The 14,380-nt window shown below is 64.8% G+C and carries 13 protein-coding genes; 5 read left to right on the top strand and 8 right to left on the bottom strand.

Going from position 1 to position 14,380, the window contains the following annotated elements; translation table 11 throughout:
* Positions 1-5: 5 nt before the first annotated feature.
* The 3 genes from RN01_RS02470 to RN01_RS02460 form a co-directional block, all read right to left on the bottom strand.
* The gene (locus tag RN01_RS02470) at positions 6-2,231 is read right to left on the bottom strand and encodes a TonB-dependent siderophore receptor (protein ID WP_024570407.1); all 2,226 of its coding nucleotides are present in this window, start codon (positions 2,229-2,231) and stop codon (positions 6-8) included.
* Between the two features lie 326 nt (positions 2,232-2,557).
* A complete protein-coding gene (locus tag RN01_RS02465) occupies positions 2,558-3,370 on the bottom strand; it encodes a DUF3626 domain-containing protein (protein WP_326998551.1) in 813 nt (270 codons plus the stop codon).
* A 224-nt stretch (positions 3,371-3,594) separates the two neighbouring features.
* A complete protein-coding gene (locus tag RN01_RS02460) occupies positions 3,595-4,251 on the bottom strand; it encodes a GntR family transcriptional regulator (RefSeq protein ID WP_017515890.1) in 657 nt (218 codons plus the stop codon).
* 150 nt (positions 4,252-4,401) lie between these two features.
* Here RN01_RS02460 and RN01_RS02455 point away from each other — a divergent pair, with 150 nt between their 5' ends.
* From RN01_RS02455 to RN01_RS02445, 3 genes are read left to right on the top strand one after another with little or no spacing between them, the layout of a single operon-like run.
* Positions 4,402-5,154 carry an SDR family NAD(P)-dependent oxidoreductase gene (locus RN01_RS02455; RefSeq protein WP_024570409.1) on the top strand — a complete coding sequence of 251 codons (753 nt, stop codon included), beginning with the start codon at positions 4,402-4,404 and terminating at the stop codon, positions 5,152-5,154.
* A gap of 14 nt (positions 5,155-5,168) precedes the next feature.
* The gene (locus tag RN01_RS02450; RefSeq protein WP_024570410.1) at positions 5,169-6,362 is read left to right on the top strand and encodes an acyl-CoA dehydrogenase family protein; all 1,194 of its coding nucleotides are present in this window, start codon (positions 5,169-5,171) and stop codon (positions 6,360-6,362) included.
* Between the two features lie 43 nt (positions 6,363-6,405).
* Entirely contained in the window at positions 6,406-7,263 is an 858-nt protein-coding gene (locus RN01_RS02445; protein ID WP_017515254.1) for an IclR family transcriptional regulator, read from the top strand.
* Here RN01_RS02445 and RN01_RS02440 read toward each other — a convergent pair.
* The 4 genes from RN01_RS02440 to RN01_RS34870 form a co-directional block, all read right to left on the bottom strand.
* Complete coding sequence (locus RN01_RS02440) at positions 7,173-7,523, bottom strand: hypothetical protein (protein WP_017515253.1); 351 nt, start codon at positions 7,521-7,523, stop codon at positions 7,173-7,175. The genes RN01_RS02445 and RN01_RS02440 overlap by 91 nt on opposite strands.
* A 29-nt stretch (positions 7,524-7,552) precedes the next feature.
* Positions 7,553-8,908, bottom strand: a complete 1,356-nt coding sequence (locus RN01_RS02435) for an acyclic terpene utilization AtuA family protein (protein ID WP_024570411.1) — start codon at positions 8,906-8,908, stop codon at positions 7,553-7,555.
* A 45-nt stretch (positions 8,909-8,953) separates the two neighbouring features.
* On the bottom strand, positions 8,954-9,940 hold the full coding sequence (locus RN01_RS02430; RefSeq protein WP_017513434.1) for a tripartite tricarboxylate transporter substrate binding protein: 987 nt from the start codon (positions 9,938-9,940) through the stop codon (positions 8,954-8,956).
* A 102-nt stretch (positions 9,941-10,042) separates the two neighbouring features.
* A complete protein-coding gene (locus RN01_RS34870; RefSeq protein WP_017513435.1) occupies positions 10,043-10,165 on the bottom strand; it encodes a hypothetical protein in 123 nt (40 codons plus the stop codon).
* Positions 10,166-10,399: 234 nt separating this feature from the next.
* On the opposite strand from RN01_RS34870, the gene RN01_RS02425 reads away from it, so the two are divergent.
* Both RN01_RS02425 and RN01_RS02420 read left to right on the top strand, forming a co-directional pair.
* Positions 10,400-10,768, top strand: coding sequence for a DUF2946 domain-containing protein (locus RN01_RS02425; protein ID WP_017513436.1), 369 nt, complete (start codon positions 10,400-10,402; stop codon positions 10,766-10,768).
* 85 nt (positions 10,769-10,853) lie between these two features.
* On the top strand, positions 10,854-12,989 hold the full coding sequence (locus tag RN01_RS02420) for a TonB-dependent copper receptor (RefSeq protein ID WP_017513437.1): 2,136 nt from the start codon (positions 10,854-10,856) through the stop codon (positions 12,987-12,989).
* A gap of 78 nt (positions 12,990-13,067) precedes the next feature.
* On the opposite strand, the gene RN01_RS02415 is transcribed toward RN01_RS02420, so the two are convergent.
* The gene (locus RN01_RS02415; RefSeq protein ID WP_024570412.1) at positions 13,068-14,363 is read right to left on the bottom strand and encodes an O-acetylhomoserine aminocarboxypropyltransferase/cysteine synthase family protein; all 1,296 of its coding nucleotides are present in this window, start codon (positions 14,361-14,363) and stop codon (positions 13,068-13,070) included.
* Positions 14,364-14,380 lie beyond the last annotated feature (17 nt).

Below are 14,380 nucleotides of genomic sequence, written 5' to 3'. Positions count from 1 at the left end.
GCAGCTTACATGTGGACGTTGAGGGTCAGCACTGCCGAGCGCCCCGGTGCCCACGTGGCGTAGATCGGGTAGGCCGACGAGTAGTACTTCTTGTCGAAGATGTTCTGCAAGTTCAACTGCAGGTCCATGGTCTTGTCGAGGCGATACGTCGCAACGGCATCGAAGCGGGCGTACCCCGGCGTCCACTTGCGCGTGGTTGCCGTGACGGACGCGTAGGTCAGGCTCGAGAACGTGGCGCCACCACCGATCGACAGCTTGGGCAGCACGTCGTAGTAGGTCCATAGCACGAAGTTGTGCTTGGGCACCATCACCATCGGCAGGCCCGAGGCGGTTGGGTTCGCCGGGCCGGCGTCGGTGGTGATCGCGTCCAGGTACGAGTAGCCGCCGAACACGCGCCACTGGTTGGTCAGGTTGCCCGCAAAACCAAGTTCGGCGCCGCGCACGCGCTGGCTGCCAGCGTTGACCATGCCACCCAGGCCATCGCTGACGCGCGCGTTGGTCTTGTCGGTCTGGAACAACGCGGAAGTCAGCGAGAGGCGGCGGTCCAGCACATCCCACTTGGCACCCACTTCGATATTGCGGCTGCGTTCCGGCGACAGGTTCTGGTTGGTCGCGGTGATCTGGTCGGTGCCGCCACCCAGACCGCTATTCGCGCCCGGCGGATTGGCCGACGTGCCATACGAAGCGTACAGGCTGACCGTCTGCACCGGCTTGAACACCAGGCCAAGCTGGTAGCTGAACAGGTTCGAGATATTGTTCAGGTCTGGCGCGCCAGCCTGCGTGGACGAGACATCGAAGCGGTCGAATCGCGTGCCGGCATTGAACAGCCAGCGCTCGCTGAGCTTGATGCTGTCGAACAGATAGGCCGATGCCACGTTGGTATGCGTGTAGGTCGGCGCGCCCGGGAATCCCTTGTCGCCATTCAGCACGATGCTGCCGGTCCACGGTGCGTTGGAGTCCCATCCGCCAATGGGCGTGCAGTTGTAGGCGACCGTGCATGGCCCGCCCGAGCGAATATTGTTGCCGGCGCTGTCGCTCACGAGGTAGCCCTCGTACGTGCTGCGTTCCCAACTGAATTCCATCCCGGCGGACAGACTGTGTTCCATGCCAAACAGCGTGGCCTTGCCTGAAACCTCGGTCTGATTCGCCACGCTGTTGGTGGCGTACTTGCCGCTCTTGGCCTGCAGTTGCAGGATGTTCGGATTGCTGCTGAGGAACTGCGGATTGGTGGCCACATAGTCCAGCGTCGAGCGGCCGAACATGGTGGTATTGCGCAGCTTCCAGTTCTCGTCGAGGCGATGTTCGACGCGGATCTCGCCCGTATCGGTCTGGCCCCGGCGGTAGTCCCGGTTGCTCAGGCCATAGAACTGCGAGCGATCGATGCCGCTGTTCGCGCCAGGCGTGCCGCCGGTCGATCGGAACGGCACGCTGAAGTCCGGCATGTCGTAGCTGTTCAGGTGGTAGTAGCTGACGTACACCGTGGTGGGCGAATTCAGGCCGAACGCCACCGACGGCGACACGCCCCAGCGCTTGCTGTAGACGTTGTTGCGGCCGGGCTGGTTGGCGTCGTATCCCATCACGTTCAGACGTACCGCGGTCTCGTCATTGATCTTGCGGTTCATATCCACGGTCGCGCGCTTGTAGGCTTCGGTGCCCAGGCCAAGGCTGGCATTCGTGAAATCGTCGAGACGGGGCATCTTGGTCACGATGTCGATGCTACCGCCCACCGCGCCACGGCCCGCGTACACCGAGTCTGGCCCCTTGACCACGCTGATCTGCTCGACGGCGAACGTCTCACGGTTCTGCACGCCAGAGTCGCGCATGCCATCGACGAAGATCGAGTTGCGCGATTCGAAGCCACGGATCACGGGGCGATCCGCGGACGGATTCGCCGCGGCATCGCCACCCAGGAACGTGACGCCGGGCACCGTCTTCAGTGCTTCGGCGAACGTTGTCGCGTTGGTCTGCTTGATGACCTCCTCGGGGATGACCGTCACCGAGCGCGGCGTGTCCAGCAACGGCGCCACGAACTTGTACGACGGCAGCTCCTTGGTCTGCATCGGCGAATCGGCCGTGACCACGGCGGTCGGCAACGTCGCCTCCGTGGGTTTCGCGGACGGCGGGTTATCCGTGGTTTGGGCAGATGCGGACTGGGAGGCTGCGAATCCGGAGCAGCAAAGGGCACACGCGTACGCGACCAGGCGTACACGCGATGTGGCGTGGGCTGACATGACGATGGGAGGGAAGAGGAAAAACAAGAGGCGGCTTGCCCCCGATGAGGTGTCTAATACACGACAAACCGGGGTATTAAGTGCGAATCATTATTGTTTACAGGCGGATTGTATTGGGGATGTCACAATTTGTAAACGTTCGCTAAAAACTCCACATGCCGCGCATGGGCTCTCGGCGATGTCTCACCGGACCGTCAACGGGTATCAGCCGTGCCGAAAAGGCAGCTTGCCGAAGGGAGCCTTCGTGATCTTCAGACCCTATTCCCCGGAGGGACAGCCACCGCCTGCCCGGCGCCTTCACGGGCTTATGGCTTATGGCTTATGGCTTACGGTCGATTGCGGTTGCCGAAACGCGCCAGGCAGTGCCAGGCTTTCTTGAGCATCTGCGGATCGTGCCGACCCGCGCGCGCCGCTTCGCCAATTCGCTCAGGCGTCAAGATGCCATTGCCCGCCAGTGATGCCGCGAATTCGGCTACGGCCTCGCCGCGGTACGCGGTGTCACGGCTCAGTTGATCCGCATCCGCGCGAAATCCGGCATGCCATTCGACGCGACAGGGCAATGCGAGCGCGAGGGCCTCGACCTCGGTATTGCGATACGAGGGATCGAGCACGATAGCCTCGACGTCCTGTGCGAGCAGCACGGGGCCATGAACATGTGCTTCCACGTAATGGTCGAGCGGATCATCTTGGCCCGCGACGGATGCCAGCCGTTCCGCCAGCGCAAAGCGATCGGCCACCCCAAAATGCGTCGGCTCGTAGACGCTGTCCGGGTGACAGAACGTGGCGCGGGCCAGCACCCCGGCGGCAAGCCGCAGGTGCGCCGAGCCAAAACGCGGCGCGGCGCCTGCTCCGGCGTGGTCGATATTGAGCGCGCCATAGCGTGGCCGGTCAGACGGCGAGGCCGTGTCATAGGCCCGTCCGAAGATCCGGCTCTCCCAATGCCAACGGTCCCCGCCGGGATGCGCGGTCAAGCCGCCATTACTCGTGCCGGTTTCGAACTGGGATCGATAGACGCCATCATCAGCCATTGCCGCCAGCAGTGGTCGCCCCCCAAACATCCGGTCCGGATGGAAATTCAGCGTGACCCGCCAGGTCGGATCGATGGGACTGCCGCCGCATTGCCCGGCGACATGGGCCAATGCACGATCTGCGGGCGAGCTTTCGGAAGGCATATGGAGCGAGGCTGGCGGCCGGGCAGGGGGGATTCGATTCTAGCGTAGCCCTGTCACGCAACCCCTTTGTCGCCGGGCTGAGTTCAGCGTCACCGACAGCGTGATTTGTGGTCCCAGTCCAGTCGGTCGATCCGGTCGCTCCGATCGATCTGCGACGTCTTCATTGGGCGAATCGTCTGGAGCCGCCAGTGCTACTGGCCCAGGATCGCGCCACGCACGTTCTGCACGTGCGCGGTGCCGGCAGCTTCGGCGGCGTCGGGCTCGCCCGCCTGCACGGCCGTGGCGATACGTTTGTAGTCATCCAGCCGCATCTGCCGCAATGACGCCAGCCGATGCTGCGCATGGACGATCGGCATCTGGATAGTGGGAAAGAGCCGGCGCAATTCGCGGTTATCGCCCATATCCAGCAGCGCGCGATAGAAATGACGCCTCGCGGTGGAGAACGCGTCGCCGTCGTGGGCCTTTTCGGCGGCCACGAGCGCCTGCACCGATGCGCGCAGCGCCTGCGCCAGTGTCCGGTCACTGCTTCCCCGCGTGGCGGCGCGCGCGAGCAGGCCAGTCATGCGTTCCGCCACATCGAGCACGTCGAGTGTCTCCTGCAGGCTCAGGCGCCGGATGATCGCGCCGCGATGGCGCGGCAGGTCGACAATGCCCTCCGCAGCCAGCCGCTGCAGCGCTTCGCGCACGGAATTCCGCCCCACGCCGAATTGCTCGACGAGATCGGTTTCCACCAGCCGCTGGCCAGGCACAAACGTGCCAAGTTCCAGGCCATTCATGATCCCGAAGAACACCGAGTCCGATGCGCTGCGGCTTGCTGGGCCTGCGGTGACGGGCGAATCGATCGACATGGCGTGGGGTGGAAAGGTCGAATGTGGCACAGGGCGCGATTCTAGCGGAAAGGTTGTGGCAATACCGGCAGGAGAGCCGCCCCATCCATTGACATAGGATGAAATCATCCTACAATTTGCCGCTACTATGCAATCGGAAGGAGACAGGGGATGAAGGAGACACTGCTCGGACTGGCCGGCAAGCGGGCGCTGGTCACCGGCGCCTCGAGCGGGCTTGGCGCGCATTTCGCGCAGCGGCTGGCCGCGCATGGCGCGGAAGTGGTGCTTGCGGCACGGCGAGTGGATGCGCTGCAATCGGTGGCGAAACAGCTTGAACCGTATGGCCGCGCCCGTTGCGTCGCGCTCGACGTCACCAGCGCATCGTCGCGCGCGGCGATGGTGGAAGAAGCGGGCCCCATCGACATCCTGGTCAACAACGCCGGGCTGGTTCGCGAGGGCGCGGCCCTCAAGCATTCCGAAGAAGACTGGGATGTGGTGCTGGACACCAACCTCAAGGGCATGTTCTTCATGGCGCAGGCGCTGGCCTCAGGGATGCGCGAACGCGGCGGCGGGAGCATCATCAACGTGGCGTCGATTCTGGGGCTGCGGCAGGCGGGCGGGGTAGTGTCCTATGCCGTGTCCAAGGCAGGCGTCGTGCAACTGACGCGGACACTGGCGCTGGAATGGGCGCGCCACGGCATTCGCGTGAATGCCCTCGCGCCCGGATACATCGATACTGAAATCAACCACGACTTCTGGCAGACCGATGCCGGCAAGGCGCTCATCCAACGCATTCCGCAGCGCCGGCTGGGGCAGCCCGAGGATCTCGACGGCCCGCTGTTGCTGCTGGCATCCGATGCCTCGCGCTACATGACGGGCGCTGTGCTGCCGGTCGACGGCGGGCATCTGGTCAATACACTTTGAGAGGAATGGCATTCATGTTCACACCCTGTCCCACCGAACGCAGCCGCGACATCGCGGATCGCGTCGAGCGCTTCGTGCGCGACGTGGTCGCGCCGTACGAACAAGATCCGCGCTGCACCGCTCACGGCCCCACCGAGGAGCTGGTGCTGGAGCTTCGCGCCAAGGCACGTGCCGCTGGCGTCATGACGCCCCACATCCTGCCCGATGGCGGGCACCTGAGCCAGCTCGAGACCGCCGCCGTGCTCAAGCGCTCGGGCCTGTCGCCGCTTGGTCCGGTCGCCGTCAACACCATGGCGCCCGACGAGGGCAACATGTTCCTGCTGGGCAAGGTAGCCACCGCCGCGCAGAAGGCGCGGTTTCTTGAACCGCTGGTGCGCGGCGAGGCACGCTCGGCGTTCTTCATGACCGAACCGGCGGAAGAGGGCGGGGCGGGATCGGACCCCTCGATGCTGAGCACCACGGCGGTACGCGACGGCAACGACTGGGTACTCAACGGCCGCAAGAAGTTCATCACTGGCGCCGAGGGTGCCCGGGTGGGCATCGTGATGGCGCGTACTGGCGACGGCGAGCGCGCGCAAGCCACCATGTTTCTGGTCGACCTTCCACATCCCGCCATCCGCACCGAGCGCGTGATCGACACGATCGACAGTTCGATGCCCGGTGGCCACGCGCAAGTGCTCATCGATGGATTGCGCCTGCCGGCCGATCAGGTGCTGGGCGAGGTCAACGAAGGGTTCCGCTATGCGCAGGTACGGCTGTCACCGGCCCGGCTTTCTCACTGCATGCGCTGGTTCGGCACGGTCACGCGCGCGGACGAGATCGCGCGCGCCTATGCCACCACGCGCAAGGCGTTCGGCAAGCTGCTGATCGACCATGAGGGCGTGGGCTTCATGCTGGCCGAAAACCTGATCGACCTGCAGCAGGCGGCGCTGATGATCGACTGGTGCGCGGGCGTGCTCGACACCGGCTCGGCGGGCACGACGGAAAGCTCGATGGCGAAGGTGGCCGTCTCCGAGGCGCTGTTCCGTGTGGCGGACCGCTGCGTGCAGATTCTGGGCGGCAATGGCGTTTCGCGCGACACCATCGTCGACCAGGCCTTCCGCGAGTTGCGTGCGTTCCGGATCTACGACGGCCCGACCGAAGTCCACAAGTGGTCGCTGGCGAAGAAGATCAAGCGCGACACGCTGCAGTCCTCGCACCATGCCTGAGCGCATGGGTGACGCCATGGCCGCCCGCTAGGCCCATCGCAACATGGCGACGCGATCCTCCCCGGTCCAGCGCGCGCTTGCCGTGCTGCGGGCGCTCTCCGACCCCGAAGTGCGACGCATGAGCGACGTGGCACGCGCCACGGGCCTGGACCCGGCCACCACGTCGCGCCTGCTCGACCTGCTGGTGCAGGAAGGCTTTGCCACACGCGATGCCAGACGTCACTATGGCATCGGCCCGGAGGTGTTCCAGCTTGCGGATGTCGGGCAGCGGCGTGTGGACCTGCGCCAGCTTGCGCGACCCGCTCTGGAACGGCTCCAGGACGCCTTCGGCGATACCGCAGTGCTGACGGAAACCAGCCGGGGCGAAGCGGTGTGTTCGGAGGTAATCACGGGCACGTATCCCGTTCACGCCAACTACGTGACGGTGGGCACTCGGCGTCCGCTCGGGGTTGGCGCGGGCAGTCTGGCGGTGCTGGCGTGGCTGCCACCGGCCGAGCGCGCCCGGCGCCTGCAGCAAACGGCCCGCAAGCTGACCAACTACCCGCAGCTCGATGCGGCATCCATTGCTGCCGAGGCGGACGCCGCGTGCGCGCGTGGCTACGTGCTGTTTCTGGATTGGGTGGTGGAGGGAATGGGCGGCATCGCCGTGCCGATTCTCGACTACGACGGCTGGCCCATCGGCGCGTTAAGCGTGGCCGCCCTGAGTACCCGCATCCGTAGCCGTGAGGTCGCCATGGCGCGGCTGCTACGGCAGGAAGCGCGCCGCATCACCAGCGCATGGACGCGCGCCGTAGTGCCCGCAGGGGGCACTCAGCGTGCCGGCCCGCGAAGCAGGGGGGCCAGCGCATCCGGAATCTCCACTTCGAAGCGGAGCACCGCACTGGCCAAAGCCTTGCCGTAGTTGTCGATTGCCAGGCTGCGGGACACCCCACCACCGAGCGCGCCCTCAGCCACGAAGTTGAGGACCTGCAGGCCATCCACGTCAAACCGTGTGACCGGCCCCGTGATCAACGTGCCGTAGTGCGCCTTGAACGCGTCGGCCGTCAGTTGCTGCTTGATATGCGGATAGAACTCCGGCGCGTAGGCAATGACGGCCGTGTTCGAGGTATTGCCCTTGTCGCCGGAGCGGCTGTGGGCGATGCGGCGCAGCGGAACGCGCATGATGATGTCTCCCGATCAGGTTGGCAGGGTCAGACGAACTGGACCCGCGACTGGATCAGCGCACGCGGCACCAGGGCCGACCACACGCCGATAATCTCGCGCGTGCGGTCCTGATGGGGCACGCGCTTGCCAGTGGAGGCCAGTCCGCAAACAGCCATGCTGTCGATTTCCCGCCCCACCTTGGCCGCTTCTTCCTTCGTGCGGGTACGGGCCGCCACACGTACCGCGATCTCGTTAGGCTCGCACGCCGGTTCTGGCGAGGCCACGCCGTGCACGGCATTGACGCCGAGGAAGTCGATACGCAATTCGTCGGCCCGCAAATTCGCCATGGCAAACCGCTCCTCGAGAATGCGCTTTGCCAGCTTCGCCTTCTCCAGGCATCCCGGGCCGGCATAGAAGAACATGTCCTCGCCGATATGCCCTTCGGTGCAGCCCAGCGACACCTTGAGCGTATCGGTACGCGGCAGGCCGCTCACGCCGCTGATGCGCACGCGGTCGGGGCCAACCTGCTCCAGCACGGCTGTCGAGAAATCCACGATCACATCCGGCGTGATATAGCGCCGCGGATCGTGAACTTCATAGAACATCTGCTCCTTGACCGTCTGCAGGTCGATGCGGCCACCGCTGCCCGCCACCTTCGCGATCACGGCGCTGCCATCGGCCTCCACCTCGGCGATCGGAAATGCGAGGTTCCACGGCTCGGGCACGTCCTTGTAGCCCGGATCGCCGAAGTACCCGCCGGTCACCTGTGCGCCGCATTCGAGCAGATGGCCGATGGCGCTGCCCCGCGCCAGCAGGGCGACGTCGTCCGCCTGCCAGCCGAAATGATGGATCATCGGCGCCAGGAACAATGACGGATCGGCAACCCGCCCGGTGATTACGATTTGCGCGCCAGCTCGCAGTGCCTCGACGATCGGGCCCGCGCCCTCGTACGGCTCCGCGCTGATCAACGTTTCCCGCAGTGTCGAGACAGGGGCGCCGGTTTCGAACAGCGTGAGGTCGAGTTCGCAGATGCTGCCCGTGAGATCGGTCGTGGTGACGGCGGCAATCTTCACGCCGGGCAGGCCGAGTTCCTCGCACAGTTCCGCGACGCGCCTGGCCGCGCCAAGCGGGTGAATCCAGCCCTGGTTGCTGATAATGCGTGTGCCATTGGCAATGCAGTGGGGCAACACCGCACGCATCCGGTCGTCCAGATACGTGTCGTAGCCGCCAAACGCGGGATCGCGCCGCTTGCGCACCTGCGCGGCCGATACCGTTGCCTCGGCCATGGTTTCAAAGCAGAGGTAGTCGAGCTTGCCGAGACGCGCGGACCGTTCCGCTGGCTCGACGCGGTCTCCCCACCAGCCGGATCCGGAGCCGATGCGAAGCGTAGTCTTCTGGGTCATGACTTCAAGTGTCCTGGTTTGACGATGGCGCGAGGGGCGTACCGCTCATTGCGCCTTGATGCCGGCGCTCTTGATCACGCGCGACCATTTGTCGGTATCGGCCTTGATTTCGGCGGCAAACGCGGCGGAGCCTTCGCCGCCCGGTTCGGCACCAAGCTGCTCGATGCGCTTGCGCACGTCAGGCATCGCCAGCGCTTTGTCGACCGCCTGCTGGATCTGGCGCACGCGCTCCGGCGGCGTGCCCGCTGGCGCCAGCAGGCCGAACCACGAATTGACTTCGTATCCGGGCAACCCGGATTCACGCACCGTCGGCACGGCGGGCAGTACAGATGCCCGCTTGATGCTGGTCACCGCGAGCGCCTTGACCTTGCCGGCCTGGATCTGCGCAAGGGCGGAGGGCAGGTTGTCGAACATCAGGTTGACCTGTCCCGCGAGCAGGTCGGTCATCGCAGGGGCAGCACCCTTGTAAGGCACGTGCTGCATGGTGGTGCCGGCCATCGCGTTGAGCAGTTCGCCCGAAAGGTGAGGGGAGCCGCCGGTGCTGGTCGACGCGTAGTTGATCTTGCCGGGCTCTCGCTTGGCCAGCGCAATCAGCTCGCCGACGGAGTTCGCGGGCAGCGTGCTGTTGACCAGCAACACGTTCGGGGAATTGGCGACCAGCGTGACGGGCGCGAAGTCCTTCGCGCTGTCATACGGCATCCGGGCGTAGATAAACTGGTTCGTGACCTGCGTGCCAAGCGTGCCCATTAGCAGCGTGTAGCCGTCTGGCGTTGCGCGCGCGACCGCCTCGGCGCCGATATTGCCGCCCGCGCCGGGCCGGTTATCGACGATGACCGACTGCCCGAGCACTTCGCCCGACTTCTGTGCGATCAGGCGCGCGAGGATGTCGGTCGTGCCGCCCGGGGTGAACGGCACCACGAGCCGGATCGGCTTGGTCGGAAACGCTTCGGTGGCGCCGGCCGGCGCGCTGGCCGCGATGCAGAGAAGCGGCAGGACGGCGGCCAGCAGACGCTGGCGCGGGAAGGTGATCATCGGCTGTCTCCTGTTTGCAGGCATTGGTTTCATCGACGGAAACTCTATGCGGCACATGGTAGGAAGCAGCCGGAAACGGCGTCAATCAATCGGCTGAAATTTTCAATGGATGAAAATTCGACGGTCACTAATGGCAAGCGTCTGGCGCATCGCGAACAGCGCCTGCGCCGTCAGGTCTGCCCGCAGATTGCCGAGGATCTGCCGAAGATCCGCCGGCTGCGACAAGGGGTCGCATCCATCCGATATCGTGGCACTGATGCAGGTCAAGGCCGGTATAGTCGCGACTCCACATCATTCAGGTCGGCGGCTGATTGCACACGGGATGCTCAGGTTTGCATCGCCTTGCCATCTGACAATCAGCCTTGCGAGCATATCGCTCGCGCCCTCCGTAGTCGGTGACTTGTCGCCGCAGCTGGACATGCACCGTCGTACGAAACACCACCGCTTCGAGTTTTCCTGATGCGCCGACAGTCGTCTCATCGCACTGCCTGGCTGGGGATTCTCGCCATTCTGCTGGCCACGCTCATGCCGCTCGCGTCGACGCTCGTGAGCGGCGCAAAGCTGCCTGTCGATACGGTCTGCAGCGCGGCCGGGCACCAGACAGGTGGCCAGAATGAGGCTTCGCTCGAGGATTCGTTTGCCGCGCACTTCAAGCATTGCGGCTATTGCGGCCTGCTCGCGCAATTGCCTGCGCTGGCGACCGCGTCAATCGACACCGCTTCGGCAATCGTCGTCACGGCCGCTGCCGTGCTGCCCCGCCTGCCCGCAGGGGTGCGGCACCAGCGCTACCTGCGCCGCCCATCGCGCGCGCCGCCTTTCAGCGTCTGAACACGCCTAAACCGTCCTTCTGATTCTTATCACGCCCTCGCTCGCGATGTCATCACGAGCGGGTGGGTGTCATTGCGCTGTTCAAATGCTTATCCCAAACAAAACCCAGCGTGCCTGCGCGCTGTCTCCGTTCGATCGCGATCGCTATTCGCATCGCGCATCGGTCCTTCTGCTCTCGCTCTTCGCTTGCGCACCCTTTGCCAGCCGTGCCGCTGAGCACACGGAACATGCCGAGCACACCAGCAACGACGCCGCGGCTGAAGTTGTGCTGCCGACTGTCGAGGTCTCCGCGAGTCCCCTCAATATCCCAATCGTTGTCGTGACGGACCCCAAGGCACCGCGACAGCCGCTGCCCGCGAGCGACGGCGCCGATTACCTGAAAACCGTGCCCGGGTTCACCGCCATCCGCAATGGCGGCAGCAATGGCGACCCCGTCCTGCGTGGCATGTTCGGGTCCAGACTCAACATGCTGGCCAACGGTGCGCCGAGCCTGGGCGCATGTCCCGGCCGGATGGACCCGCCCACCTCGTACATCGCCCCGGAGAGCTACGACAAGGTCACCGTGATCAAGGGCCCGCAGACCGTGCTCTACGGCCCGGGCGCGTCGGCCGGCACAGTGCTGTTCGAGCGCGAGGCGCCTCGTTTCGACAAGCCGGGCGTGCACATGGATGCGAGTCTGGTGGGTGGGTCGAATGGCCGCAATGACGAGAACCTCGAAGTCACCGCCGGCACCCCCGAAGTCTACGGACGCCTGAATGCCAACAAGTCGTACGCCCAGGACTATCGCGACGGCAACGGCAATACCGTGCCTTCGGCCTGGAGCAAGTGGAATGCAGACGCGGCGGTGGGCATCACTCCCGATGCCAACACACTCATCGAACTGGCCGCCAGCACCGGTGACGGCAACGCCCGATACGCCGGGCGCGGCATGGACGGCGTGCGCTTCAAGCGCGACAGTTTCCAGTTGCGCTTCAAGAAGCAGAACATCGGCGAGTTCCTTCGCCGCGTCGACGCTGAGGTGTATTACAGCGATGCCGACCATCGCATGGACAACTACACCTTGCGAACACCACCTCCAGGCAGCATGGCCATGGCTTCGGACGTGCGCCGCCGTACCGCAGGCGGTCGCATCGCCGCGACGTTCGACCTCAGTGAGAACGTGCAATGGGTGGCGGGCTTCGATGCGCAGTCGAATAACCTCGATACACGCTCGGCCATGGGCGTGCTGAGCCCGTCGTCGATGCCGTGGAATCCGTCGGCGTCGCTTTCGAACTATGGCCTCTTCAGCGAACTGACCTGGGAGATCAATGACGCACGGCGCGTGGTTGCCGGGGCGCGGCTGGATCGCTCGGGCGCCACAGACGAGCGCGCCACGGTCAGTGGGTCGATGGGCATGATGAAGATGCCGAATCCCACCGCGGATGAGACACGCAGTCAGTTGCTGCCGAGCGGCTTCCTGCGCTACGAGCACACGCTCGCGGAAACGCCGGTGACCTGGTACGCGGGACTCGGGCACACCGAGCGCTTTCCTGACTACTGGGAGCTGTTCTCGCCGAAACGTGGCCCGTCTGGGTCGACAAACGCGTTCACAGGCATTGAGCCCGAGAAGACCACCCAGCTCGACATCGGCGCCCGCTACCGCACCAAGACGCTCGACGCCTCGATTTCCGCGTACGCCGGCTACGTCAACGACTTCATCCTGTTTTCCTATGGCTCCGGCGCGACCGCGAACCTGTCGCAGGCCAGCAATGTCAACGCGCAGATCATGGGCGGTGAGATCAGCACGTTCTGGTACCCCAGCGCGAGCTGGAAGCTGGGCGGGTCAGTCGCCTATGCCTGGGGCCGCAACGTGGACAGCGGGGCCCCGCTGCCGCAGATTCCGCCACTCGAGATGCGTCTGAGCGCCGATTACACGTGGCGCGAGTGGTCGGTCGGCGGTTTGTGGCGTGTCGTGGCGCCGCAGCGTCGCTATGCGCTGCACGAGGGGAATGTCGTCGGTCAGGATTTTGGACCGAGTGCTGGCTTTGGCGTGGTCTCGGTGAATGCGCAGTACAACTTCAACAAGAGCGCGCAGTTGTCGATCGGCATCGACAACCTGTTCGACAAGGCCTACACCGAGCATCTGAACCTCGCCGGTAACGCCGGCTTCGGCTACGCCGCCTCCACGCCAATCATGTCGCCGGGGCGGACGTTCTGGGGGCGGTTGCGCATCAAGATCTGAGGGCAGGGCGGCAAGCGTAGAAAGTGGGCGGAGAAGCGTGGCTTCCCGCCCACCCATGCCGCGCGACAGCGCCGACGGTTATACCGCCTGCAGCGCCTGGTCGATATCAGCCAGCAGGTCGTCGATGTGCTCGATGCCAACGCAGAGGCGAACCGTATCCAGTCCCACGCCCGTCTGCGCCAACTCTTCCGGGGAAAGCTGGCGATGCGTCGTGGAAGCGGGGTGCGTGGCCAGCGACCGCACATCACCGATGTTCACCAGGCGCGTGAACAGCTGCAGCGCATCCAGAAACCGGGCGCCAGCCGCCCGGCCATCGCCATCGGCGGCCTTGACACCGAACGTGAGCAGGCCCGAAGCCTTGCCGTTCATGTACTTCTTGGCGAGCGCGTAGTCCTGGTTGTCCTCGAGCCCCGCGTAGTTGACCCAGCCCACCTTGGCGTGCTGGCTAAGGTGCCGGGCCACCGCGAGCGTGTTGTCGTTGATCCGATCCATGCGCAGGCCAAGCGTTTCGATGCCTTGCAAGATCAGGAAGGCATTGAATGGCGACAGCGCCGCGCCCATGTTCCGCAGCGGGACCACGCGAGCCCGGCCGATGTACGCCGCAGGACCGAAGGCTTCCGTATATGTCACGCCGTGATAGCTGGCATCCGGGGTATTGAGCTTCGGAAAGCGAGAGGGGTACTTCGCCCACGGGAACTTGCCCGAATCGACGATGGCTCCGCCAATGCTCGTGCCATGACCGCCGAGGTACTTCGTCAGCGAGTGAACGACGATATCCGCGCCATGCTCGAACGGCCGAAGGAGATAGGGCGTGGCGACGGTATTGTCGACGATGACCGGCACACCATGCCGCTTTGCGATCGCCGCAATCTTCGCGATATCCGTCACGTTGCCCGCCGGATTACCGATCGACTCCAGGAATACGGCCTTGGTCCGATCGTCGATCAGTGCCTCGAAGCTTTCCGGGCGCCGGTGATCGGCAAACCGTGTCGTAACGCCAAACTGCGGCATGGTATGCGCCAGCAGGTTGTAGGTGCCGCCGTAGAGCGCCGAGGAAGCGACGATATTGTCGCCGGCCTCGGTGATCGTCTGGATCGCCGCCGTGACCGCGGCCTGGCCGGACGCGACCGCCAGCGCCCCGACACCGCCTTCCAGCGCCGCGACCCGCTTCTCGAGCACGTCGGTCGTCGGGTTCATGATCCGGGTGTAGATATTCCCCGGCACCTTCAGATCGAACAGGTCCGCGCCATGCTGCGCATTGTCGAAGGCGTAGGCCGCCGTCTGGTAGATCGGAACTGCCACTGCCTTAGTCGTAGGGTCAGGGCTATATCCCGCGTGGACCGAACGCGTTTCGAATTTCCAGTTTTCAGACATTGATCAAGCACTCCCAG

It is taken from the genome of Cupriavidus sp. SHE (assembly GCF_000812445.1).
In the GTDB taxonomy this organism is placed as follows: Bacteria; Pseudomonadota; Gammaproteobacteria; order Burkholderiales; family Burkholderiaceae; genus Cupriavidus; species Cupriavidus metallidurans.
Note: the sequence above shows the minus strand (reverse complement) of the source record. Positions and strands in the feature narration are given on the sequence as shown.